Here is a 24,769-nt window from a genome sequence, read left to right on the forward strand (position 1 = left end):
CGGACGACTTTAGAGGCCTGGATAATTCGGACTCATTCAATCAACCCCAACCGTACTCTCGAGTTTTACTTTAAGGAAACGCCACCTCGACGGCATCGCCATTAAAGCGCACCGGCCACACGCTCAACGCCTGCTTAGGATATTCCAGGCAGGTACCGTCCTCCAGGCGAAAGTGTTGTTTGTACAGCGGTGCAACCACCACTAAGTCCCCGGCCAAACTGCCCACCAGGCCACGGCCAATCACATTGGCTCCCGACTTCGGGTCGCGGTTATCAATGGCGAACAAACGCTCACCTTCCGGCTCGTTGGGTAGGTAGAACAGCGCCACTTGGACGCCCTCCAGCAAGGCCACTACACCAGAGTTGGAGACTAGGTCCTGACGGGTGCACAGTGTTTTCCAGTGGGTGTATTGGGCAGCTACGACGGCATTGGCTTGGCTCATCAGACGATCTCCTCGGCGGCTATCAGGTGCAGCTCTTCTGCACGAATTGGACGGCGTTGGCCGCGTTCTTTGACGAAGTGAATATCAGGGTCAGCGCCGTTATCGTTGACGAAGGTACGGAAGCGTTTGAGCTTCTCTGGATCTTTCAGGGCGTTGGCCCATTCGCATTCGTAGCGTTCGACCACCAACTGCATCTGCCCTTCCAACTCGGCAGCCAGACCCAGGCTGTCATCGATAATCACAGCCTTCAGGTAGTCCAAGCCACCCTCCAGGCTTTCGCGCCATACAGAGGTGCGTTGCAGCTTGTCGGCGGTGCGGATATAGAGCATTAGGAAGCGGTCGATGTAGCGGATCAGAGTGTCGTCATCGAGGTCGGTGGCGAACAGTTCAGCGTGCCGCGGGCGCATGCCGCCGTTGCCGCTGATGTACAAGTTCCAGCCCTTCTCGGTGGCGATTACGCCAACGTCTTTGCTTTGCGCTTCGGCGCATTCCCGGGTGCAACCGGATACCGCAAACTTGAGCTTGTGCGGCGAGCGCAGGCCCTTGTAGCGATCCTCAATCAGCAGGGCCATTTGCACACTGTCTTGCACGCCATAACGGCACCAGGTACTGCCCACGCAACTCTTCACCGTGCGGGTGGACTTGCCATAGGCGTGGCCGGTTTCAAAGCCGGCGGCAATCAGTTCCCCCCAGATATCTGGCAGCTCGTGCAGTTGCGCGCCGAACAGGTCGATACGCTGGCCGCCAGTGATCTTGGTGTACAGATCGTACTTTTTCGCCACTGCACCAATGGCAATCAAACCATCTGGGCTGATCTCACCACCGGGAATACGCGGTACCACCGAGTAGGTGCCGTTCTTCTGCATGTTGGCCATAAAGGTGTCGTTGGTGTCTTGCAGCGGCACCAACCATGATTCCTGAATTTGCCGGTTCCAGCACGAGGCTAGAATGGAGCCCACAGCGGGTTTGCAGATGTCGCAACCGAGGCGGCCTTTGCCATGGCGGGCCAGCAGTTCGTCGAAGGTTTCGATGCCTTCCACGCGCACCATGGAGTACAGCTCCTGGCGGGTGAAAGCAAAGTGCTCGCACAAACTCTTGTCAACGCTAACGCCACGGGCCGTCAACTCATGCTCGAACACCTGCTTAAGCAAGCTGGCGCAACCGCCGCAACCGGTGGCGGCTTTGGTCTGTGCTTTAAGGCCGGCAAGGTCGCCGCAACCAGCGTCGATGGCGCAGCAAATCGCGCCTTTACTGACGTTATGGCAGGAGCACACGGTGGCCGTAGCTGGCAGGGCATCAACGCCAAGCGCCGGTGCGGCTTCGCCAAGGGGCAGAATCAACGACGAGGGGTCAGCTGGCAGAGTAATGCCGTTTTGTACGTATTGCAGTAGGGTGTCGTAGTAACTGTTGTCGCCCACCAGCACCGCGCCCAAGGCTTGTTTGCCATCGGCGGACACCACCAAGCGCCGGTAGCTGCCTGTGGATTCATCAATAAAGCGGTAGCTACGCGAACCGGCGATGGCGCCATGAGCGTCACCGATGGAACCGACATCTACACCAAGCAGCTTGAGCTTGGTGGACATGTCGGCGCCCATAAACGGAACGGCCGTTTCGTCACAGAGTTGCGCCGCAACGCTGCGGGCCATTTGGTAACCCGGCGCAACCAAACCAAATATGCTGCCATTCCAGGCCGCGCATTCGCCGATAGCGTAAATGTTGGCATCGCTGCTACGGCATTGGCTGTCGATGGCGATACCGCCACGGGCGCCTAGCTCCAATTCGCATTGTTTGGCCAAGGCGTCCTGCGGGCGGATGCCAGCGGAGAAAACTATCAGATCTGTTTCCAAGAACTCATCGTTGGCGAAGTTCATGCGGTAGCGGTATTCGCTGCCGGCGGAGATCGACTGGGTACCGCGAGACAAATGCACGCTAACGCCAAGAGCTTCGATACGCGACTTCAGAGCGTGGCCGCCGTGATCATCCAACTGCACCGGCATCAAGCGCGGGGCGAACTCCACCACGTGGGCTTCCAGGCCCAAGCACTTAAGGGCGTTTGCCGCTTCCAGACCGAGCAAACCGCCCCCCACAACCACGCCACGACGGGCGTTCTTGGCGGCGGCTTGGATAGTATCGAGGTCGGTCAGGGTACGGTAGACCAAGCGCGAGTCGCCGGCGGCACCTTCAATCGGCGGCACAAAGGGGAACGAGCCGGTGGCCAGTACAAGCTGATCATAGGGCACGCAACCATTGGCAGTAATCACCTCGCGGCTGGCGCGGTCGATTTCCAGCACCGGCACGCCCAGGTGCAGGGTGACGCCTGGGGTTTGATACAGCGCCCAGTCGCCAAGGGCGAGGGATTCGGCATCGCGCCCACCGAAGTATTCGGACAGGTGCACACGGTCGTAGGCGCGCAGCGGCTCTTCGCTGAACACATGAATCTGGTAGCGGCTCAACGCGCCGCGTTCCACCAACTGCTCTACGCAGTGGTGACCAACCATGCCGTTGCCGATGACGACTAATTGCTGAAGATCTTTGCTGTTCATGTGTACACCCGCCAACGCCGCTACAGTTTTTTTTGAGCAAAAAAAACGCCTGGAACCAAAAGGTTCCAGGCGTCTTTGCCTGTTCGTACTGCCGGCCTAGTAAGCCTGACGCAGTCCTTGTCACCCGGGCCTGTCTCAGCCAACGATCGCCATTGATCGACGGGGTGTCTCACCTGCGCAATGGCAGTGAGTTCATAAAGACTATGCAGTGGCTGTGCCAGAATTTTATTTGCACCCTGAAAACGCCGTATTTACGGGCTTTCCCTCCAAGCAGGGGAATTACCTCACGTGCCAATTCAGAGCTAAAACAGTGCAGTTTTCGACCTACCGCCCCAACGTGACGCGACTTAGGCATCACACAGTACCTGTGGGAGAGGCTTCAGCCTCGATGCTTTTAAAGTCAAAACTCGCGACTGAAGCCGCTCCCACACAACCGCACACGAGCTTGCGACACTTTTGGCCCAGCCATTGCTAAGTACAAGCAAGGCCGTCAACGATGATGGCCAACACATTCAAGCAATACACACGACAAAGGCGCCGTGCAGCCCCCGTTGAAAGACGAGGAGCAGCATGGCGCCTTTGTCGTTTCTGCAGGTGGATACGGCGATGGCAGCACTACCGACAACCAGCAAAACCGTACGTAGCGTATGCCCCTACTGCGGGGTGGGCTGCGGCATTGTTATGCAGGTGGAAGACAACCTGATCGTCAACGTTTCCGGGGACAAACAGCACCCCAGCAACTTCGGTCGCCTGTGCACCAAGGGCAGTACCTGCGGCCAAGCCGTGGTCAACAGTGGGCGCATGGAGCACGCGTTTATGCGCCAGGAGCGCAACCTTTCCCCGGTGCGCGTGGCCATCGACCAAGCCATCGACGCTACCGCCAGCCGTCTGTGCAGCATCATCGACGAGCACGGCCCGGATGCCGTAGCCCTGTATGTCAGCGGGCAAATGTCCCTGGAGGCGCAGTATCTGGCCAACAAGCTGACCAAGGGTTTTATTCGTAGCAGCCATATCGAATCCAACTCGCGCCTGTGCATGGCCAGCGCCGGCAGCGGCTACAAACAATCCCTCGGTGCCGATGGTCCGCCCGGCTCCTACAGCGACTTTGAGCATAGCGATGTGTTTGTAGTGATCGGCGCCAACATGGCCGACTGTCACCCCATTCTGTTTCTGCGCCTGCTCAACCGGGTTAAGGCCGGGGCCAAGCTGATCGTCATCGACCCACGGCGCACCGCCACTGCCGACAAGGCCAGCCTGTACCTACAAATCGCCCCAGGCACCGACCTGGCGCTGCTCAATAGCTTGCTGCATGTGCTGGTGAAAAACGGCCATACCGACCCAGCGTTTATCGCTGAATTCACCGAAGGCTGGGAGGTAATGCCGAGCTTTCTTGAGGACTACTCGCCCGAGAAAGTCGCCGCCATTACTGGTTTGAGCGCGGCCGATATTCGCCAGACCGCGCAGTGGATTGGTGAAGCAGAAAACTGGATGAGCTGCTGGACCATGGGCCTCAACCAGAGCGTGCAAGGCACCTGGCACACCAACGCCCTATGCAACTTGCACCTCGCCACCGGCGCCATTTGTCGTCCAGGCAGCGGGCCGTTCTCCCTTACCGGCCAACCCAATGCCATGGGCGGCCGCGAGATGGGCTATATGGGCCCCGGCCTACCTGGCCAGCGCTCCGCCTTGGTGGCCGAGGACCGCGCGTTTATTGAACGGATATGGGCCCTGCAACCCGGCAGCCTTCGGAGCGAAGGTGGCGATGGCACGGTGGCCCTATTCGAGGCCATGGCCGCCGGCGAAGTAAAAGCCTGTTGGATTATCTGCACCAACCCGGTAGCCAGTGCGCCCAATCGCAAAACCGTGATTGAGGCACTACAAAAGGCCGAACTAGTGATCACTCAGGACGCTTACCTGGACACCGAAACCAATCGCTATGCCGACATCCTGTTGCCCGGCGCGCTGTGGGCGGAAGCCGAGGGGGTGATGATCAACTCCGAGCGCAACCTCACCCTAATGCAGCAAGCCGTAACTCCGCCAGGCGACACCTTGGCCGACTGGAAAATTATCGCCCGCGTGGCCTGCGCCATGGGCTACAGCGAAGCGTTTAGCTACAACAGCGCCAGCGAAATCTTTGAAGAAATCAAACGCTGCTGGAACCCCAAAACCGGCTACGACATTCGCGGTGCCAGCTATGAACGCCTGCGCGAGCAACCGTTGCAATGGCCCATTGCCGATAGCGACGCGGCCACGCGTAACCCACTGCGTTACTTGAATAATGACACCAGCCAAACCCTGAAACTGGCCGCAGACGGCAGCCAACCGGCACTGGTGTTTGCCACCGACAGTGGCAAGGCGCAGTTCTTTGCACGCCCCCATTTGCGGCCTGCAGAACTGCCCGATGAGAACTTCCCCCTGATACTCAATACCGGTCGCCTGCAGCACCAGTGGCACACCCTGACCAAGACCGGGAAAGTACCCACACTGAACAAGCTCAACCCCGGCCCCTTTGTGGAAATTCACCCCAGCGACGCCACCCGCCTGGCAATTAGTGAACGCGACGGCGTGGAAATTCGTTCCCGCCATGGCGTGGCGGTGCTACCGGCCTTAATCAGCGACCGCGTACGCCCAGGCAACTGCTTTGCGCCCTTCCACTGGAACGATGTGTTTGGCGAACAGCTGGCCATTAACGCTGTGACCAGCGACGCCATTGACCCCGTATCCCTGCAGCCGGCGTTCAAGTTTTGCGCCGTTAGCCTACAAGCCGTCAGCCGTGCGCCGTCCCCTCAGGGGACCACTGTTTCCGAGGAGCTCGCCCCCATGCAGACCAATGTCTTTGCTCGCCTGCTTAACCTCGACACCCCGGCGCAGTTGCAACTGAGCGCCGCCGAGGAGCTGTATATGCAGGGCTATCTGTTGGGCCTACGCAGCCTGGAAGGGCGTGTAAGTGGCGTGCCCACCCTGCCCGCCAGTGCACCGCTAACGGAAAACAAACGCCTGTTGCTGGATGGCATGTTGGCGGGGCTGTTTTCACGCCAAACCGCGGGTCTGGATATGCCCAGCCATGCGCTGCAACTGCTCAGCGCAGCACCGGCAGAAGTCATCGCCCCGCAGTGGTTGGTGCTGTGGGCCTCACAAACCGGCAACAGCGAAGATCTGGCCGAAACCTGCACACAGCGCCTACGCAGTAAAGGCCAACGCGTGCGGATGATGGCCATGGATGACGCCAAGCTGGAGGACCTATGTGGCGCCGCCGGCGTACTACTGGTGACCAGCACCTTTGGCGATGGCGAGCCACCGGACAATGCCGCCAGTTTTTGGGCTAGCCTGGAAAACGCCGAAGCCCAAGCCTTGGCCAGCAGCCGCTACAGCGTGTTGGCCCTGGGCGACTCCAGTTACGACCAGTTCTGTGGCTTTGGCCGCAAGCTGGATGAGCGCCTAGCAGCCCTCGGCGGCGAATGCCTGCACGCGCGCCAAGAGTGCGAACCGGACTATCAACAAGCTGCCGAGCAGTGGCTGGAAAAAATCTGCATAGCCTTGCCAAGCGGGCCCATTGCCGCAGTGGAAAAAACCTCCAACTTGTTGCCAACCCCCATCGAAAGTAGCCGCTACAACCGTCACAACCCGCTGATCACTCGGTTGCTAGAAAACCGCATTCTCAACAGCCAGGGGGCGCAGAAGGAAACCCGCCATATCGTCTTCGACCTCGGCGACCACGACTTCCCCTACCAAGCCGGCGATGCCCTGGGCGTATGGCCGAGCAATTGCCCAGAGCAGGTCAATGCCCTTCTCAAGGCCTTGCAGCTCGATGGTGATTGCAGCGTTGAGCTCAAAGAACAAACGCCCATGACCCTGCGCATGGCCCTAGAAGAACACTTGGAAATCGTCCGCATCACCCCTCAGCAGCTGCAGTGGGTATGCGAGCGCTCCGCCAGTCCGCTCTTGGAAGAGCTGCTGCAGGGCGGAGACCAAGCCGAACTCAAGGATTGGCTCTGGGGCCGTCAGTTGCTCGACCTGTTGTTGGAGTTCCCAATCCCCCTCAACAGCGATGAACTGCTGAGCTTGCTCAAGCCGCTGCAACCGCGCCTGTACTCCATTTCATCGAGCCCTAAAGCGCATCCAAACCAAGTGCATATCACCGTTTCTACCGTGCGCTACCAGCACCAGAACAAGCAGCGTGGTGGCGTCTGTTCAACCTTCCTAGCCGACCGTGCAGAGGGCCGGGGCGCACGGATATTCCTGCAACGCTCGGCGCACTTTCGCCCCCCACAAGACCCGCAGTTGCCGCTAATCATGATTGGCCCAGGCACCGGCATCGCGCCTTTCCGCGCCTTTCTGCAGGAGCGCCAAGCCCAGGGCGGTTCTGGCAAAAACTGGTTGTTCTTTGGCGAACAACGCGCCGTAAGCGACTTCTACTACCACGACGAATTACGTACCTGGCAACGCAGCGGCCTGCTCACCCGCCTAGACACCGCCTTCTCCCGCGACCAGGCAGAAAAAATCTACGTGCAACAACGCATACTCGAAGAGGGCGCGCTGCTGTGGAGCTGGCTGCAACAAGGCGCCTCGGTATGCGTCTGCGGCGACGCCGCACGCATGGCCAAAGACGTCGACGCAGCCCTGAAAAAGATCGTGCAAGTACACGGAAAAATGAGCAGCGGCGCCGCCACCCTGTACGTCAGCGGCATGAGCAAAGAGCGACGGTATTTGCGCGATGTGTATTGATGCCCACGTTTGCGGGGATCGCGACTGAAGTCGCTCCTATGCAGATCAAGAGCCGAACCCGCCAAACACAAACTCGGCACAGCAATTGCTGTTCTTCCCGCTAAGGTCGCCAGTAAACGCCACGTGGCGACCTTACTGACAACTGCGTCGTGCTACCCGGTTGATAACCCGCGGTAGGGACATCGTTTTTTGTGGTCTAGGTTTTCAGGAACACCCCTATGAGCGATGGCCTGCTTATGCACTCTCTGGCCTGGGTAGCGGGCAGCGATGCCCCAGAAAGGAACGTCCTCAATATCGGCTACATGCCGCTTAGCGACTGCGCCTCCGTGGTCGTAGCGGCCACCCAGGGCTTTGCCCAGCCCTATGGCTTAACCCTCAACCTCAAACGCCAGGCCTCCTGGGCTGGCATCAATGACAAGCTGATAAGCGGCGAACTGGACGCCGCCCACAGCCTGTACGGCATGATCTACGCCATTCAACTGGGCATCAGCGGCGCCGCTGCTACCGATATGGCCGTGCTTATGGGTCTGAACCAGAACGGCCAGAGCATCAACCTGTCGCAACCACTGAAAGAGGCTGGTGTGACCAGCGCCAGTGCACTGCAACAGCGCGCGCACCAAAGCGGCACAAAACTTACCTTCGCCCAGACCTTCCCCACCGGCACCCATGCCATGTGGCTGTATTACTGGCTGGCCAGCCAGGGCATTCACCCGCTGCAGGATGTAAACAGCGTGGTGGTGCCGCCGCCGCAAATGCTCGCGCACCTGGAAGCAGGGCGCATTGATGGCTTTTGCGTGGGCGAACCCTGGTGCGCCAATGCCGTGGAGCATGGCCAGGGCTTTACCCTGACCACCAGCCAAGCCATCTGGCCGGATCACCCGGAAAAAGTCCTGGCCTGCACTCGCGAATTTGTTGAGCAAAACCCCAATACCGCCCGCGCTCTGGTGATGTCGGTGTTGGAAGCCAGCCGCTTTATTGAGGAAAGCCACGAGAACCGTCGCAGCACAGCACAACTGTTGAGCAGCAGTGAGTACCTAGATGCGCCGTTATCCAGTGTCGAACCGCGCCTGCTGGGCGAGTACAGCGATGGCCTGGGCAATCAATGGCACGACGCCAACGCCCTGCGCTTCCATAACAACGGCGCTGCAAACTTTCCCTACCTCTCGGATGGCATGTGGTTTCTCACTCAGTTCCGCCGCTGGGGTTTGCTGCGCCAGGACCCTGACTACCTCGCCGTAACCTGCCAGGTGCAACAAACTGAGCTGTACAGCGCCGCCGCAACCGCCCTGGATATTCCTGTGCCTAATGCCGCCATGCGCACCAGCCGCCTGCTCGATGGCAGCGTTTGGGACGGTACCGACCCTGCCGGCTATGCCCGCAGTTTTAACCTGCATGCCCTCAATGATCACTGACAGGAGCTGGCCGCTATGCTGCGTATCCTGCTGATCAATGACACCTCGAAGAAGGTCGGGCGCTTGCGTACGGCCTTGAGCGAGGCGGGCTTTGAAGTGATCGACGAGTCAGGGCTGACCATCGACCTGCCCGCCCGCGTGGAAGCCGTGCGTCCGGACGTGGTATTGATCGACACCGAGTCGCCAAGCCGGGATGTGATGGAACAAGTGGTGCTGGTGACCCGCGACCAGCCACGGCCGATTGTGATGTTTACCGACGAGCACGATCCCGGCGTGATGCGCCAGGCGATCAAGTCTGGTGTGAGCGCCTATATCGTCGAAGGCATCCATGCCCAGCGCTTGCAGCCGATCATGGACGTGGCCATGGCGCGCTTTGAAAGCGACCAAGTGCTGCGCTCGCAACTACACGCCCGCGACCAGCAGCTGGCTGAGCGCAAACGGGTTGAGTTGGCCAAGGGTATGTTGATGAAAATGAAAGACTGCAGCGAAGAGGAGGCGTACACACTGATGCGTCGCCAAGCCATGAGCAAACAGCAGAAGCTGATTCAGGTGGCAGAGCAGATTATCGCCATGACTGAGTTGTTGGGCTAACCGTAGGAGCGGTAGCTGCGCGGTGCGCACCCTACAAAATCAAACGCAGCGCCTGCTCCACAACACAGCACACTGCACCAACAGTGGCTGTACACAGCCTAAAAGGCTCTGCAAATAAAAGTAAAACCATTGCCCTAGAGCTCTCCAGCCTAATTGGCACACAACCTGCTTATGTATCAGCACAGGTAGCCAACGGCGGTTGCCCCACCACGACAAAGACGTCGCACTTCCCCTCGCTAAAGCGAACTTGGGATTGCGGCGTCTTTTGCGTTTATGGCCTTGGAAACGGGGCCTGGTGGGCAGCTCTCAAAGCTACCCACCTGCAAACACAACTACCTATTTGCAGATGAGGTACTGGGAATGAACACCAACAGTTTCTGGAAAGCCGGCCACACCCCCACGTTGTTTGCCGCCTTTTTGTATTTCGATTTGAGCTTTATGGTTTGGTACCTGCTAGGCCCAATGGCAGTACAGATTGCCACTGACCTGCAACTAACCACTCAGCAACGCGGATTTATGGTGGCTACGCCGATTCTGGCTGGCGCCCTGCTGCGCTTTTTGATGGGCATACTGGCGGATCAGTTGTCGCCAAAAACCGCCGGTATCTTCGGCCAAGTGGTTGTGATTGGCGCACTGCTGGTGGCTTGGCAGTTGGGCATCCACAGCTATGAACAAGCACTGCTGCTCGGTGTGTTCCTCGGTATGGCCGGTGCTTCGTTTGCCGTAGCCCTACCGCTGGCATCTCAGTGGTACCCCGCGGAACACCAAGGCAAGGCCATGGGCATCGCCGGCGCTGGCAACTCGGGCACCGTGATTGCCGCTTTGGCTGCCCCGCTGCTGGCCGCAGCCTTTGGTTGGAGCAATGTGTTTGGCCTGGCGCTGATCCCACTGGTGCTGACGCTTATCGCCTTCACCCTGATGGCCCGTAACGCTCCAAACCGCAGCAAAGCTAAATCCATGGCCGATTACTTCAAGGCCCTGGGCGACCGTGATAGCTGGTGGTTTATGTTCTTCTACAGCGTCACCTTTGGCGGCTTTATCGGCCTAGCAAGCGCCCTACCCGGTTATTTCCACGACCAGTACGGCCTCAGCCCAGTGACCGCCGGCTATTACACCGCGGCCTGTGTATTCGGTGGCAGCCTGATGCGACCTCTAGGCGGCGCCCTAGCCGACCGTTTTGGTGGCATTCGTACCTTGCTGGGCATGTATGCCGTGGCCTCCATCTGCATTGCTGCGGTGGGCTTTCATCTGTCTAGTTCGGTGGCGGCATTGGCCTTGTTCGTTAGCGCCATGCTGGGCTTGGGTGCAGGTAACGGTGCAGTGTTCCAACTGGTGCCACAGCGCTTTCGTAAAGAGATTGGTGTGATGACCGGCCTGATCGGCATGGCAGGAGGAATCGGCGGTTTCCTCCTGGCTGCAGGCCTGGGTGCAATCAAACAGAATACCGGCGACTACCAAATCGGCCTGTGGTTATTTGCCAGCCTGGGCGTGATTGCCTGGTTCGGTTTGCACGGTGTGAAAAAACGCTGGAGAACCACGTGGGGTTCGGCTGCCTTTACCGCTGCACGGGTCTGAGTAAACCGCCATGGGCTTGCATCTGAGCTACGCCGAAAGCAGCGCCAGCGGGCCGCGCGTGGAGAACCAGGATGCGGTGCGTCTGGTCACTCCGGCGCCATCGCTGGCTGGCAGCAAGGGTTATTTGTTTGCCTTGGCTGACGGCGTTAGCCAATGCGCGGACGGTGGCTTGGCTGCCCGGTCAACCTTGCAAGCACTGGCTCACGACTACTACGCCACGCCGGAAACCTGGGGCGTGGCGCAAGCCCTGGACCGTCTGTTGCTTGCACAAAACCGCTGGCTGCATGCCAATGGCGGCGGCCAGCCGCTGCTCACCACCCTCAGTGCTTTGGTGATGCGCGGTCGGCACTTTACCCTCGCACATATCGGCGATTGCCGGGTGTACCGCTGGTTTGCCGGGCAGTTACAGCGCATCAGCGAAGACCACGTGTGGGGCCAACCGGGTATGCAGCATGTGCTCAAGCGCGCCATGGGCTTGGAGCAGCATGTGGTGGTGGATTACCTGGATGGCGAGTTGCGCCTTGGCGAGAGCTTTCTGCTGGTCAGCGATGGCATTTGGGCCACCCTGAGTGAGGCCTCAATTGCCGGTATTCTGCGTGATGAACAGCAGTTGCAAGCGGCCAGCCAGGCCCTGGTTAGTGCTGCCCATCAAGCTGGCAGCCAGGACAACGCCAGTGCCGTGCTGGTACGGGTCGATGAATTGGGTGAGACCAGCTTGGGCGACGCTCTGGGGCAGCTGGATCAATGGCCACTGCCACCATTGTTAAAGCCCGGGCAAGTATTTGAAGGCTGGCAGGTGGAGGCCCTTGTGGGGCAAAACCGCCAGTCTGTGCTGTACCGCGTGCGTGACAACCAGCAGCAACCCTGGCTGTTAAAAACCCTACCTGCCAGCCGGGACAGTGACAGCACAGCCGGGAATGCCCTGTTACAGGAAGAGTGGTTTCTGCGGCGCGTGGCCGGACGTTACTTTCCCGAGGTGCACCACGCCAACCAGCGTCAGCACCTTTACTATCTGATGCGCGAACACCCCGGCATCACCTTGGCCGAGCACTATCACGTGCACGGCAACTTCGGCCTTAATCAATGGCTGGGAATCGCCTCGCTCCTGTTACGGGCGCTGGGCATGCTGCACCGACGCAACATCGTCCATCGCGATATCAAACCGGAGAATCTGCTGCTCAATAATGATGGCGAGCTGCGGGTGCTGGATTTCGGTTTAGCCTATTGCCCTGGGCTTTCCAATCAGGCACTGGGCGAGTTGCCCGGCACCCCCAGTTTTATTGCCCCGGAAGCCTATGCAGGCGCGCCGCCCAGTGCTGCGCAGGACCTCTATAGCGCCGGCGTTACTCTGTATTACCTGCTTACTGGCCACTACCCCTACGGCGAAATCGAGGCCTTTCAGCGCCCGCGCTTTGGCACCCCGGTGGCCGCCAATCGCTACCGCCCAGACCTTCCAGAATGGCTGGTGAAGAACCTCGACAAAGCCCTGACCAGCGACCCCACCCAGCGCTTTGAAACCGCCGAAGAGTGGTTATTGGCCCTGCAGCAAGGCGAACACCAACCCAGCACTCGACACCGGCCATTGCTTGAACGCGAGCCGCTGAAAGTGTGGCGAGCACTGGCGCTGGCCTCACTACTGGTCAATGGCCTGCTGTTGATTTGGTTGCTGCACGCATGACTTCAAACAGCACAATATCGCAGCAAAGCATGCAAGCTCGCTGCGCCGTATACACAGCCCTGATTAGGAAGACCCCATGAGCGCAAAAGTCTGGTTGGTGGGTGCCGGTCCCGGTGACCCTGAATTGCTCACCCTGAAGGCCTTGCGCGCCCTCAATAGTGCCGACGTGGTGATGATAGACGACCTAGTTAACCCGGCAGTGCTCGAACACTGTGTGAACGCCAAGGTTATTAGCGTCGGCAAGCGCGGCGGTTGCCGATCTACCCCGCAGGAATTCATCCACCGCTTGATGCTGCGCTACGCCCGCCAAGGCAAGTGTGTGGTGCGCTTGAAGGGCGGCGACCCTTGCATTTTTGGCCGTGGCAGCGAAGAGGCCGAATGGCTGGGCGCCCACGGAATTGAAGTGGAGCTGGTGAACGGCATCACCGCAGGTTTGGCCGGCGCCACCCAATGCGGCATTCCCTTGACCTTGCGCGGAGTTGCCCGTGGCGTCACCCTAGTCACCGCCCACACCCAGGACGACAGCAGCCTTAACTGGCAGGCTCTGGCACAAACCGGCACCACACTGGTGGTGTATATGGGCGTGGCCAAGCTGGAAGAGGTACAACGGGAATTGATGGCCGGTGGGCTTGCTGCCAGCACACCGGTGGCCATGATCGAAAACGCCTCCCTGCCCCATCAGCGCGAGTGCAGAAGTGATTTGGCAACCATGAGTGATGCAGCACAGGTTTTCAGGCTCAAGTCACCGGCGGTGATAGTAATAGGCGAGGTCTCAGGACTAGGGCACGTGACGAGGGCGTGCCAAGAGACCAGAGATCGCGGTCTAGCGGGGGAGGTTAGAGTGAACTGAAATACTCTAACCGGCCAACAGCGGACACCCGTGAGCTTCACCGAGCAGCGCCAAGTAATTGAGATAGTGCGCGAGGCTCAGACTGAGATCCAAGCATGACGCCTGGCCAGGCGTGATTCGCAAAAACAGCTCTAATCCTGTAGAATCATGCTGGTTTAGGTTTCTAAAGCCTCTCGATAAGACCTTATGCTTACCCTGCAAAACATGATCTGGCTGCCTACGCCGCCATAGCGCTTCGCCCCCGCATCATCTGTGACCGCTTGCTCTGCCAGCGGTAACGCTCTGCTGTGCCTTCGGTTTCAACACCCGTCACAGCGCCCCCTACATCCGACAATTTGACCTCGTATCGACCAGCTGCACTTGGCCTGCGCCATGCTGTGCTGCGCGATCCATTGCCTTGGGAATTCTGATGCTCCACTCGTTAAAGCAAACCTGGTTATCCAACATCCGTGGCGACATCCTCGCCGGTCTTGTGGTCGCACTGGCCCTAATCCCTGAAGCCATCGCCTTCTCGATCATTGCTGGCGTCGACCCCAAGGTTGGCCTGTACGCATCCTTCTGTATCGCTGTGGTGATCGCCTTTGTCGGTGGCCGCCCCGGAATGATCTCGGCAGCAACCGGGGCCATGGCACTGCTGATGGTGACACTGGTCAAGAATCATGGTCTCGAATACCTGCTGGCGGCCACGCTGTTGTGTGGTGTGTTGCAGATCGTCGCCGGTTACCTGAAGCTCGGCTCACTGATGCGCTTCGTCTCGCGCTCGGTGGTGACCGGCTTCGTCAATGCCCTGGCGATCCTGATCTTCATGGCTCAGCTACCCGAGCTGACTAATGTCACCTGGCACGTCTATGCCATGACAGCCGCGGGCCTCGGCATCATCTATCTGTTCCCCTACGTCCCCAAGATCGGCAAGCTCATCCCATCGCCGCTGGTGTGCATCATCGTGCTGACCGCCGTTGCCATGTCGGTTGGGCTGGATATCCGCACTGTCGGTGATATGGGTCAACTGCCGGATACGCTGCCAATCTTTCTCTGGCCTGACGTGCCGCTGACGTTCGAAACGTTGGCCATCATCTTCCCTTACTCGGCAGCGCTGGCCGTGGTCGGCTTGCTGGAGTCGATGATGACCGCGACCATTGTCGACGACCTGACCGACACCCCCAGTGACAAGAACCGCGAGTGCAAGGGCCAGGGCGTGGCCAACATTGCTTCGGGTCTGATCGGCGGTATGGCCGGCTGCGCGATGATTGGTCAGTCGATCATCAACGTGAAATCTGGCGGTCGTTCTCGCTTGTCGTCCCTTGCCGCAGGCGTATTCCTGCTGCTGATGGTGGTATTCCTTGGCGATTGGCTAAAGCAGATCCCGATGGCTGCGCTGGTGGCAGTGATGATCATGGTGTCCATCGGCACTTTCAGTTGGGATTCGCTGCGCAACCTGAAGAAGCACCCGCTGTCGACCAACATTGTCATGGTCGTCACCGTTGTGGTCGTGGTGGCCACCCACAACCTTGCCTTCGGCGTGTTGGCCGGCGTGCTGCTGGCCGCGATGTTCTTCGCCAACAAGGTTGGCCATTACATGGCGATCAGTTCTTCGCTGGACGAAGCCGGCGAGCATCGTAGCTATAACGTCACCGGCCAGGTGTTCTTCAGCTCGGCAGACAAGTTCGTCGCGGCCTTTGACTTCAAGGAAGCCCTGAACAAGGTAACCATCGACCTGAATCGCGCCCACTTCTGGGATATCACCGCCGTAGCTGCCCTGGACAAGGTGGTTATCAAGTTCCGCCGCGAAGGCACCGAAGTTGAAGTGCTGGGACTCAACGAAGCGAGCGCCACTATTGTGGATCGCTTCGGTGTTCACGATAAACCCGACGCCATTGATCAACTCATGGGCCACTAAGAAGGAGAGCAACGATGACCCACGTAATTGCCTGTATCGACGGTTCCACCTCGGCTCCAGCTGTGTGCGACTACGCGGCCTGGGCCAGTCTGAGCCTGGAAGCGCCGCTGACCTTCCTGCATGTGTTGGATCAGCGCCAGTACCCGGTTGCAGCGGATCTGAGTGGTAATATCGGGCTTGGCAGCCGCGAGCATCTGCTCGATGAGCTTGCTTCCCTGGATGAACAGCGCGGCAAGTTGGCCCTTGAACAAGGGCGGATCATGTTAGTGGCCGCGAAAGAGCGGGCCATGGCGGATGGTGTGACCGCGCCTGAGTCCAAGCAGCGTCATGGCGATCTGCTGGAAAGCTTGCAAGAGCTGCAAAGCGAAACGCGCCTGCTGGTCATCGGTCGCCAGGGCGAGTCTAGTGGCAATCTGAGTCAGCATGTCGGAAGCCAGCTGGAGAGCGTGATTCGTATCATGCACCGGCCAATCCTGGTTACCCCGGCCAGCTTCCAAAAGCCCAAGAGCGCGATGCTTGCATTCGATGGCGGCGCTACTACCCGCAAGGGTGTGGAGATGCTGGCAGCCAGCCCACTGCTTAAGGGGCTGCCGATCCATCTGGTCATGGTTGGGCCCGTGAGCGATGAAGCGTCCGCGCAGCTGGACTGGGCGCAGAAAGTGCTGATCAATGCCGGATTCACTGTTCGTGCCGAGACCCGGAACGGCGAGATAGAGCCTACCCTGCACGCCTATCAGAAAGAGCATGGCATTGATCTGCTGGTGATGGGGGCCTATGGCCATTCCCGTATCCGGCAGTTCCTGGTCGGTAGCACCACGACCAGCATGCTCCGCACCACCATCAGTCCGCTGTTACTGCTGCGCTAATGGCCATGGACGACGCCCTCGATCTTGCCCATTTCAAGACCCTGCTGGAACAGCGGGCTGCCGAGCTGGATCGATTGCTGGAAGACGCTGAGTCTCGCTCGCAATCGGTAGAGCTGGATCAAAGCAAGGTAGGGCGTTTGTCGAGAATGGATGCACTCCAGCAGCAAGCAATGAACGATGCCATCCGCAGTCGGGCGCAGCATGAACGCGTCCGCCTCCAACTGGCCCTCAAGCGTTGGCACGAGGGTGAGTATGGCTGGTGTAACCAATGCGGCGAGTTGATCGCCTCGGGCCGCCTGGAATTTGATCCGGCCACGCTGCTGTGCATCACCTGTGCGAGTCGCACTGAGTCGGGTTGAAATCGTCACGATTCGTGGCGTCAGCCCCAATTAACGAGATTTCTATGTATTTGTTGGCAAAAAACTGGCTGGGCCGAACACGGAAAACAAGCGCCTGGATGTGGGCACTGCTGTGCCTTGTATTGCTTACCGTATTCCAAGTCCGCACCCATCACCTTGATGATCGTTTGTACTTCTGGATCAAGACCAGCTGGCACACCGACGATTGGCAGGAGCGCTCTGTGTGGCTGCCTGGCTATCGGGTTGAACTGGATGCTAAGGCGGTTTCCGGTGTGGACAGCAATCTTTCGGGTCTGACCTTTGACCCTGACCTAAACCTGCTGTGGGCGGTCACCAACGGCCCAAACGAACTATTGGCCCTTAGTCGTGACGGTGATGTGGAAAGGCGTTACAGCCTGGATGGCTTCCACGATGTGGAAGCTGTGTCCTATGCCGGCAATGGCCAGCTGGTAATCGCCGAGGAGCGCCGGCAGAGCCTGGTTATCGTGGATGTCCCCATCGCCGAAGACGGTAAACTTTCTCCTGATCGACCATTGAGCCGAGACCAGTATCCAGCTCTCACCCTGGCGCTTGGCAAGGAAGACAACAAAGGCCTTGAAGGGCTCGCCTACGACCTGAAAGGCGACCGCCTGTTTGTGACCAAGGAGCGGGATCCTCGCCAATTGCTGGAAGTGAGCGGCCTTCGTGCCAGCCTGGCCGGAGGCTTTTCCTTGCACGTGCGTGACCTGTCCAGCCTGGTAAAAGACAAGGTGTTTGCGACTGACCTGTCTTCAGTCGTCTTCGATCAACAGAGCGGCCATCTGATATTGCTCAGCGACGAGTCGAAACTGCTGATTGAAATGACCGACGAGGGCAAGGTGGTGAGTTTCCGCTCCCTGGCGAGAGGTTTTGCTGGTTTGTTAAAAGGCATACCCCAGGCCGAAGGCGTAACCATCGACAATGAAGGGTATTTGTACGTGGTCAGCGAGCCAAACCTGTTCTATCGCTTTACCCGAGAAAGAAACTGATCAGTTGTCAAACTACTGCCAGCTCTCACCCTGAAGAGGTGCGTCAAGAGCCAATTCGGCGCGCCCTCCATTCCGTCCGCTTTTGGCCGGGAGTCGCCAGTCGCAACAGGCTGGAATCGGAAATTGCGGCGATTCAATACTGCAGAACTAGACTTCAACTCCCCAAACCCTAACCGTATCTCGCAGCTGCTCACGATGAGCCATATTCTCTTCATGCCCCAGATAGTGAGTGCCAGCCAGCTGATTGAATTCAGGACGAATTCCGGGGGTGATTAGCGTCCGACCTTGCTTAAGTCCCAAGTGGATCTCGATGTTGCGGATGGATATCTCATCGCTATCGTCAGCAGCGACATCCTTCTGGAACATTTCGAGAAGATCCTTGAACGGCTCCAGAAGAACACTCCTCAACGCGGAGATGGTTCTCCCCTGATGCATCTGCCCCTGGTGTCTATAGAAGAAGGACGTGACCCCGGCGGCACAGATGTGCACCCGCTCCTTCGGTGATGGGTATTCGGGCGATACTCCAACAGGTGCGAAAACGGTATCGTACACCCGCCGCAATGATCTTCCGTATTCCGGTAGCAGAGCATCTGGCCCTACCACGTCGAAAGCGGGAGTGCGTAATCGGCCAGTGATAATTTCTTTAACCTTCTTGCAGCGAGCCACTGCGGAGAAAACCAACCTAGTGCCAAAAAAGTCAGCCCACATCTCGATAGCTTTGCTATCGAGATAGTCTTTATCTTGATGCTTGGTGTGGGCATTCGCCCAGTGAGCGAGTTCATGGCCAGCGATGATAAGGCAGTAAAACAAATCACTGTGATCGTTAACGGCGCTGTCGGCGAAACGATAGGAGAACTGAAGAGTTGGTTTGCCAAGAATCGTTGCCACTTGGGCAAGTGAGGTTGGATCACCGTCGAAATCACAAATCACATCGGGCTGTTGGTCATCATGATGCATCGATTTGAAATCTGCGATAAAAGCCTCGATGACATCCTTGTTAGTGAGCGGCACTTGGCATCTCCGTTTTGATGGGAGGTAATCTTCGCCTGTTCTGTCTTACGTCGCCACCAGAACATTCCGTGGCCTGCAGTTGAGTCTCCCCGGGTTTCGTAGACATTAGATGACCGTTTTTGGCCGATTCTGTTGAAAAAGTCGATGTTTGATAGAACCGTATTTCGGGAGCTCAAAAAACGCTCGATTTCGGTATTGCTACGTAAAAACTAAGGCAGCTCTGCCTTCTGATCGGATCAGATTTCAACGTCGCTCACGCACTTTCAGTGGCAAAAAACGCGACGGGACTTTTTCAACAGAATCGGCCGAAAGCAGCCTGGGTGTAACACCATCTGCTCATTGCAGCAGGTCAAGACCTTCTCTGGTGAAATTGCGTATTTCTTCGGCGGCATAAGATGAATAGTCCTTCAACTTCTGCCCACACCAGAAAGAACTGTACAGGAGCACTATCAAAAATAGTGTTCCAGTACAATTATCAACGCGATTACCGAACTAGCACTTCGGAAATATTGAGCTCGAAGAAATATCTCATAACGCGAGATAATTCAAAATTAGCATTTTCAAGTAACAGACTAGCAAATGCGAGCACACTTCATCTTTTATAACACCAACATAATCTAGACGTTCACAAGGCATGAAATCAAAATACTATATTTTCCCCAAATAGTGCTTCCACATTTTCCCACCACCCGGATTAACCTCAACCAGGCACTCATCCACCACACAATGATGGAGTGAAATAGCATTCAAACAAACAACCTTATACTTGCACTTGAACTCATTTGTAATAACAACCAGCACACCTTGCGGATGATTTTTCGCAAAGTCTTTTACCTGTTTTATATCAACATACCCAGCAAGGTCCTCGACTAGGATTTTTTACCCTAAAAATAATTTAGCACTTCTGAGTTTTCACTACGCGTGGGTGTACTTGAAAAGTCCATGGTCCGTCCTATTTCTAACGTGCGAAAGGCACAAGACGGAATCATGATGCAAGGTCAATGATAGAAAAGGGGCTGAGTTTGCCCACTTTAAGGGTACAGACGACGTCTCCCCCGACTTGTGCATCCAGATCGTTAAACGGGTTAAATAATGCATGGTTACCCATCATAAAGTTCACAAAAGTGAACTTTATCTACATAGCAGACCGGGTTTACTCACTGAAACGGTTCTGTCACCTGCACACAGGGTGCTTAAAAGTTCACAAAAGTGAACTTTTAAGCACTGCTCAATGATTACCCAAAACTCTGAGCACAAAAATAGGGGGGGGTTGTCAAGCGCCTCAATCCTGTGAAATGATCTAACCACAGAGTCGGTTCATGAGTGACCGACCTTAGTGAGCTGCCCTATAGCAGCACCTCCTCCGCTTTACAAACAGAGACGGTTTTTCTGGATGAGGCCCCAGGCCACGCCAGCATTAGCGTCCACCGCTCTAGCTCTATGACACTATCGCTGACACTGCTCAGCAGGTGCGTATAGCAGTCCACTGCCCAACACCGATGCGCTCCATGCAGGGCACCAGCCTGACAGGCTGAGATGCATTAACGATAAGCAGTGAACTTCCACTCCCAGCACTACGGCGTGCCTCGTCAGCCCGCCAGCCCTTTCCGCCGTCCATATCGGACCCAGCGGGCCTTGTAGTGCGCGTGCGTTAACCGATGGGTGCCTTTGGCACTTAGTCGCAGCGTTCAGCATCTCCCTCAGCCAGTTGCGGGCACATGCCCCGTTAACACTAACCATTTCTATGGCGGAGCCTGGCTGCCCTAATTTTCCCTATTCGTTGAAATCGCCTCGTTAGTTCGTGGCCAATTTCACTTGGAGATACCTATGGCTAAGCACCGCAACTCAAAGTCGAAAAATTTTGGATTTGGAAACCAGGCTGAATATGCAACCAAGGTCGCGCTGAAAGTTCACTATGGAGATGGGCATTATCAGACAGTCCAAGCACATATTGAAAGGAGCAGGTTATTTTATAACTGGCTGAATGAAGAGCATGAAATCAGAGATATAAGAAAAGTAACTACCTCTTTATTTTCAGAGTACGCGCTATATCTAAAGATGCTACTGGACGAAGAAGATATTTCAATCGCAACAGCAACAAACCGAATTTCTAGCGTAAACGTTGTAATGCAGATCATGCGCGAAGACCAAAAAATTCGTATTGACAAAATTCATGCTGCTCTTGGAGAAAGACGCTGCTACATCCGCAGATCAATTCCCGAAGGCATGGATATCTCCCAAGTTCACAACTTGCACCAACAACTTATAGCAAACTGCTTCAATCGGTCGGCAGCGATTGTACTACTAGCCCGTTCCACTGGAATGCGCCTGAGAGAATGTATCTTGGCGGACTTACCTCGCCTTACTAAAGAGTCAGCGAATAACCGAATAAATATCCAGGATGGCTGTAAGGGAGGCCGCTCAGGCGCATTCGCTCCGCGATGGATTCCGGTTACGGATGAGATACTTTTTGCGCTGGAATATGCACGAAAAGTATCACCTGAAGGTAGCCGAAATCTTTTGGCCTTGAATGAAAGTTATGTAAGTTTTTTGCGGCACGAGGTAAATCCTAGCCGTTCAATAATGAAGCTCCATGGCGTCAAAGGCCCACACGAACTTCGCGCAGCCTTTGCATGCGATCGTTACAAGGATTTGGTTGGAACAGCTGCCCCAGTTTTCCCCCGCCAAGAAAACCCAGATCGCGCTGTTGTACGCGCAGCACGACAGATCATCAGTCGTGAATTAGGACATGAGCGTCCCGAAGTCACCAACTCATATATAGGGAGTGAGACCAAATGAGCATCACCATGCAGATATTCCTTAGCGGGGTACTGACTGGTTCCCCTTCATCAAGAAGGCGCCACCTGATGCAGGCGGAAGTAATTCAAGCAGCGATTGAACACCGGTGGAAACGGAACCACCCAAAGCGCTGGCGAACCAAACATCTCAGGTGGTTCCTTCAAGAACAAACAAAGAACTCATCTAAAGAGACGATATATCGATATTGGTTAACAGTTCGACTCATCGTCGAACGGCTAGATAAAACACACGATTGGCTCCCACACCTCAACGGCCCCTGGACGCAGAAACCAAAGCCGATAAATGCTAAAACCTGAGTTGCATTTTTTGAAACGACGTCAGGCTGTGATTTATATATCTTCGTATAATAGGTAATAAGAATGAATTCAGCGGATGGAATGGATGACGAGGAGCTCGATATTTGGGCAGACATCTTCTACCAAGCGAAGGTTGGAGGAGTTACAGAAGTTACTTTCAGCCAATTCCTCAGCTGTCCGTTTATGCATCTGAGTTCAGAGCTTCACAAGGTAGATAGGCCTGATAAAGGGGTGCCATGCCTACGCCTAGCGTACTCGAAGGATTGATCACCAAAGACCAGCTTTAGCATCTGGGAAAATCAAACTTAATTGATGCGCTAGACAATACAGCACAACAACACCGTCACCGCACCGACGGCAGTTCACCCCAGCGGCACGTATAGCCGGGGGATTTCAGCTGCTGCTTCATCGCCCAGCTGCCGCTGGCAGGCACTCGCGCCAGGCGCACGGTGCCTCGGCCCATGGTGGTGTTGATCTTGTCCAGGGCGGTCATCAGTTCAGCGCTGCGCGAGCGGGGTTTGGGAGCAAACAGGTCGCCCTGAAGGTGCGCCGGGTTTACGAAGTGCATCAACACCACACCGGCTTTCTGGTAGCGGTACCCCGGTAGGTAGATCGCTTGCACGCCTGTCAGGGCGGCTTGGATCAGGTCGCGGGTGTCATTGGTGGGATATGGCAGCGGCACGTTGGCGGTGCGTGAATAGCGCTTCTCGTCGGGGTTGAATACCCCGGTGCGGATATACACCTGCATCATCTGACAAGCATCGCCTTGCTTGCGCAGCTTCTCGGCTGCGCGGCTGGCGTAGGTGACCACCGCCTCGCGCAGCGGCTCCAGCTCGGTCACCCGCTCGGAGAATGAACGACTACAGGCAATCATCTGCTTCGGCTCAGGCCCTTCCTCGAGGCCATAGCATGGCTCGCCGCGCAGCTCGCGGATGGTCTTCTCCACCACCACGCTAAACAGCTTGCGCATGCTCTTGGCGTCCTGCTGGGCCAGGTCCCAGGCAGTGGTGATGTTCATAACCGCTAGGTGCTTTTGCATCTGCCGGCCAACACCCCAGACCTCGCCCACCGGTGCCGCCTTCAACAACGCCTGTTGCTGCTCTATGCGTGTAGCGACTACAACGCCACTTTGGCTGTGCTTCTTCGCGGCCCAGTTGGCCAGCTTGGTTAAGGTTTTGGTCGTGGACACCCCTACCCCAACCGGCATACCCGTAAGCCGCTCCACCTCAGCCTTGATAAACCGCCCGTAGGCCGCTAACGGCCGATGCACGCCGGTGAGATCTAGGAAGCTCTCATCTATGGAATACACCTCCATCCGTGGTGCCATTTCACGCAGCACACTCACAACCCGCGCAGAGATATTTCCGTACAACGCGTAGTTGCTGCTGAACACCTCCACGCCATGCGGTTCGATCAAGTCGCGGATCTTAAAGTAAGGCTCGCCCATGCCGATGCCCAATGCCTTGGCCTCGTTACTGCGGCTGACCACGCAGCCATCGTTGTTGCTCAGCACCACCACTGGCAGGCCGCGTAAATCCGGTCGGAACAGCCGCTCGCAGCTCACGTAGAAGTTATTGCAGTCCACCAACGCATACACTCTGGGCATGCTTAGACCCCTGGCATTTTGTGGATGCAGTGCACCACCACACCAAAGATCTCAAGCTCTTCATCTTGTCCTAGGCGGATATCTTGGTAAGCCGGGTTGGCTGCACGCAAAACCGGCACACCGGCTTCATAAGCCAACTGCTTACAGGTGAACTCACCACGCACCACAGCCACCACCACCATGCCGGCGACAGGTTTGAGTGCCCGATCGACCACCAGGGTGTCGCCTTCATACACGCCCAGCCCTGTCATGCTGCTACCTAACACACGCAAAAAATAAGTAGCGGCGGGATGGCGTATGCACAGCTCGTCCAAAGAGAGGTTGGCCTCAATGTGATCCTCAGCGGGTGAAGGAAAACCCGCCGAAATGCGGCTTAAGAAGAGCGGCAAGCGGATGCCGGAGATCTGGGCCGCGCGGCCGAGCACTGAAATGAACATGGGGAGCGACCTGCAATTAATACTGTATTAATATACAGTATTACGCAAAATCCGCACTGCCAACACAAGCCAACCGGATGCAAACATCTGCGGAAAGGCTAATCGGCTGTATCTAGGACGCATTGGGAAAATCCGCACCAGATACCCACCCCCTCACTCCCTCCAAACCTCTGCCGTCAGCGGCAACTCATTCAGCTCAGCGCGGGCCTCACGCCAGGTTGGGTAGTGCTCGGTAAGAATGGAGATGAAGCGCTCGTTATGGGTTGGCTCAAGCAGGTGAAACTCCTCATAGGCAGCTGCATCATCACGGCTCTGCTTGATCAGATCCTCCAGCAAGCGCGACATCCCCTCGTAGAACCTTGGGTCAGTCAACTGTTCACGGATGATGGTCTTGCGCACGTTATTGATGATGCCTTCAGCAATTGCATCCTTGGAGAGATTGCCCTTGGCGTTGAGCTTCTTGGCGATGGCATCGTGAACGCCCGTCTGGATGATCAGCTCAACCAGCGAGAAGTTATCGACTGCACTTAAAGGGTCAGCGGGATCAGCCTGGATATAGGTGTTGAGCAGATGCCGCATGACCGAATCAACGCGGAAGCATGTGGCCAGCCGAGAAAAATGACTCACCTGACCCACTAACTGGGTCAGATAGGC

Annotated in this window: 17 protein-coding genes; 11 read left to right on the forward strand and 6 right to left on the reverse strand. The window is 56.9% G+C overall.

Translation table 11 applies throughout. From position 1 onward, the window contains the following. Nucleotides 1-70: 70 nt before the first annotated feature. Nucleotides 71-442 carry a nitrite reductase small subunit NirD gene (gene nirD, locus ACEPAJ_RS12830; RefSeq protein ID WP_274088267.1) on the reverse strand — a complete coding sequence of 124 codons (372 nt, stop codon included), beginning with the start codon at nucleotides 440-442 and terminating at the stop codon, nucleotides 71-73. Continuing rightward, nucleotides 442-2,985 (reverse strand): nitrite reductase large subunit NirB, encoded by a 2,544-nt coding sequence (nirB, locus tag ACEPAJ_RS12835; protein WP_274088266.1) that lies wholly within the window; start codon nucleotides 2,983-2,985, stop codon nucleotides 442-444. The genes nirD and nirB overlap by 1 nt, the downstream gene beginning before the upstream one ends. 606 nt (nucleotides 2,986-3,591) lie before the next feature. Between nirB and ACEPAJ_RS12840 the strand changes: the two genes are divergently transcribed. The 10 genes from ACEPAJ_RS12840 to ACEPAJ_RS12885 all read left to right on the forward strand — a co-directional run bounded on the left by ACEPAJ_RS12840 (nucleotide 3,592) and on the right by ACEPAJ_RS12885 (nucleotide 17,945). Then, nucleotides 3,592-7,710 carry a bifunctional nitrate reductase/sulfite reductase flavoprotein subunit alpha gene (locus tag ACEPAJ_RS12840; RefSeq protein ID WP_274088280.1) on the forward strand — a complete coding sequence of 1,373 codons (4,119 nt, stop codon included), beginning with the start codon at nucleotides 3,592-3,594 and terminating at the stop codon, nucleotides 7,708-7,710. A gap of 218 nt (nucleotides 7,711-7,928) precedes the next feature. Beyond that, on the forward strand, nucleotides 7,929-9,122 hold the full coding sequence (locus ACEPAJ_RS12845; protein ID WP_274088265.1) for a CmpA/NrtA family ABC transporter substrate-binding protein: 1,194 nt from the start codon (nucleotides 7,929-7,931) through the stop codon (nucleotides 9,120-9,122). A gap of 15 nt (nucleotides 9,123-9,137) precedes the next feature. Beyond that, entirely contained in the window at nucleotides 9,138-9,713 is a 576-nt protein-coding gene (locus tag ACEPAJ_RS12850; RefSeq protein ID WP_274088264.1) for an ANTAR domain-containing response regulator, read from the forward strand. 360 nt (nucleotides 9,714-10,073) lie between these two features. Next, nucleotides 10,074-11,288: a nitrate/nitrite transporter gene (locus tag ACEPAJ_RS12855; RefSeq protein WP_274088263.1), complete on the forward strand. Its 1,215-nt coding sequence runs from the start codon at nucleotides 10,074-10,076 to the stop codon at nucleotides 11,286-11,288. A gap of 10 nt (nucleotides 11,289-11,298) precedes the next feature. Further along, nucleotides 11,299-12,966 carry a bifunctional protein-serine/threonine kinase/phosphatase gene (locus ACEPAJ_RS12860; protein WP_274088262.1) on the forward strand — a complete coding sequence of 556 codons (1,668 nt, stop codon included), beginning with the start codon at nucleotides 11,299-11,301 and terminating at the stop codon, nucleotides 12,964-12,966. 76 nt (nucleotides 12,967-13,042) lie between these two features. After that, on the forward strand, nucleotides 13,043-13,816 hold the full coding sequence (gene cobA / locus ACEPAJ_RS12865; protein ID WP_425915177.1) for a uroporphyrinogen-III C-methyltransferase: 774 nt from the start codon (nucleotides 13,043-13,045) through the stop codon (nucleotides 13,814-13,816). Nucleotides 13,817-14,225: 409 nt separating this feature from the next. Then, nucleotides 14,226-15,713: a SulP family inorganic anion transporter gene (locus tag ACEPAJ_RS12870; RefSeq protein ID WP_034019483.1), complete on the forward strand. Its 1,488-nt coding sequence runs from the start codon at nucleotides 14,226-14,228 to the stop codon at nucleotides 15,711-15,713. Nucleotides 15,714-15,727: 14 nt separating this feature from the next. Beyond that, entirely contained in the window at nucleotides 15,728-16,579 is an 852-nt protein-coding gene (locus ACEPAJ_RS12875; protein WP_034019481.1) for a universal stress protein, read from the forward strand. After that, nucleotides 16,579-16,938 (forward strand): TraR/DksA family transcriptional regulator, encoded by a 360-nt coding sequence (locus tag ACEPAJ_RS12880; protein ID WP_004574007.1) that lies wholly within the window; start codon nucleotides 16,579-16,581, stop codon nucleotides 16,936-16,938. Before ACEPAJ_RS12875 ends, ACEPAJ_RS12880 begins: the two co-directional genes overlap by 1 nt. 44 nt (nucleotides 16,939-16,982) lie before the next feature. Beyond that, on the forward strand, nucleotides 16,983-17,945 hold the full coding sequence (locus ACEPAJ_RS12885) for an SdiA-regulated domain-containing protein (protein ID WP_121369477.1): 963 nt from the start codon (nucleotides 16,983-16,985) through the stop codon (nucleotides 17,943-17,945). 147 nt (nucleotides 17,946-18,092) lie between these two features. Here ACEPAJ_RS12885 and ACEPAJ_RS12890 read toward each other — a convergent pair whose 3' ends face one another. Continuing rightward, the gene (locus ACEPAJ_RS12890; protein ID WP_425915180.1) at nucleotides 18,093-18,956 is read right to left on the reverse strand and encodes a hypothetical protein; all 864 of its coding nucleotides are present in this window, start codon (nucleotides 18,954-18,956) and stop codon (nucleotides 18,093-18,095) included. A 1,827-nt stretch (nucleotides 18,957-20,783) separates the two neighbouring features. On the opposite strand from ACEPAJ_RS12890, the gene ACEPAJ_RS12895 reads away from it, so the two are divergent. Further along, nucleotides 20,784-21,755: an integrase domain-containing protein gene (locus ACEPAJ_RS12895; protein WP_425915182.1), complete on the forward strand. Its 972-nt coding sequence runs from the start codon at nucleotides 20,784-20,786 to the stop codon at nucleotides 21,753-21,755. Nucleotides 21,756-22,415: 660 nt separating this feature from the next. Here ACEPAJ_RS12895 and umuC read toward each other — a convergent pair. The 3 genes from umuC to ACEPAJ_RS12910 form a co-directional block, all read right to left on the reverse strand. Beyond that, nucleotides 22,416-23,678 (reverse strand): translesion error-prone DNA polymerase V subunit UmuC, encoded by a 1,263-nt coding sequence (gene umuC / locus ACEPAJ_RS12900; protein WP_425915184.1) that lies wholly within the window; start codon nucleotides 23,676-23,678, stop codon nucleotides 22,416-22,418. A 2-nt stretch (nucleotides 23,679-23,680) separates the two neighbouring features. Beyond that, on the reverse strand, nucleotides 23,681-24,115 hold the full coding sequence (locus tag ACEPAJ_RS12905; RefSeq protein ID WP_425915186.1) for a LexA family protein: 435 nt from the start codon (nucleotides 24,113-24,115) through the stop codon (nucleotides 23,681-23,683). 153 nt (nucleotides 24,116-24,268) lie between these two features. Then, nucleotides 24,269-24,694, reverse strand: a complete 426-nt coding sequence (locus tag ACEPAJ_RS12910; RefSeq protein WP_425915188.1) for a YgjP-like metallopeptidase domain-containing protein — start codon at nucleotides 24,692-24,694, stop codon at nucleotides 24,269-24,271. Nucleotides 24,695-24,769: the final 75 nt, after the last annotated feature.

The organism is Pseudomonas sp. GWSMS-1 (genome assembly GCF_049847425.1).
Classification (GTDB): Bacteria; Pseudomonadota; Gammaproteobacteria; order Pseudomonadales; family Pseudomonadaceae; genus Aquipseudomonas.